Origin of the sequence: Pseudoalteromonas sp. SG43-6 (genome assembly GCF_014164365.1) — a bacterium.
Classification (GTDB): domain Bacteria; phylum Pseudomonadota; class Gammaproteobacteria; order Enterobacterales; family Alteromonadaceae; genus Pseudoalteromonas; species Pseudoalteromonas rhizosphaerae.
On the sequence record NZ_JACJEZ010000155.1, the window covers coordinates 1 to 585 of the forward strand.

A 585-nucleotide genomic window follows, 5' to 3' on the forward strand; every position below is an offset into this window, starting at 1 on the left:
TTTTCCTGACCAACGACCAGGGTTATTCAATCTAGCCGCATCGTTTACCTGCTGGCGCTTGGCTAATATTTCTTTATCTAAACCTAAGTGACGCTGATTTGGCGTGACAAATTTTATACCGCTGTTCAAATGCTCGTTATTGTACCAATCTACAAACCCTGCCACCCATTTTCTTGCTGTGCTTATTTCTGCAAATGGCTTTTCTGGGTAGTCTGAGCGATATTTTAACGTTTTAAATAACGACTCAGAGTATGGATTGTCATTACTTACTGACGGTCGACTAAATGATGGCACAATCCCTAACTCCTGTAATGTTGCCAACAATGTCGCGCCTTTCATTGGGCTGCCATTATCTGAGTGCAATGTAATTTGCTCTCGCTTTATTTGCTCTCGACTGCAAATATCCTTCATTAAATCTGCGGCTAATTCACTTAATTGTATGTCGTGAATTTGCCAACCGACAACCTTTCGACTAAAAATGTCCATCACTAAATATAAGTATAAAAATTGCCCTTTTACGCTCGTTGGTAAATAGGTGATATCCCAAGTGTATACTTCATTTGCACGTACTGCCTTCAATGCTCT

The 585-nt window shown here is 40.2% G+C and carries 1 protein-coding gene; it reads right to left on the bottom strand.

The features are described from left to right. Nucleotides 1-585, bottom strand: a 585-nt coding sequence (locus H5201_RS22575) for a DDE-type integrase/transposase/recombinase (RefSeq protein WP_182785464.1), incomplete at both ends; no start/stop codon positions are given.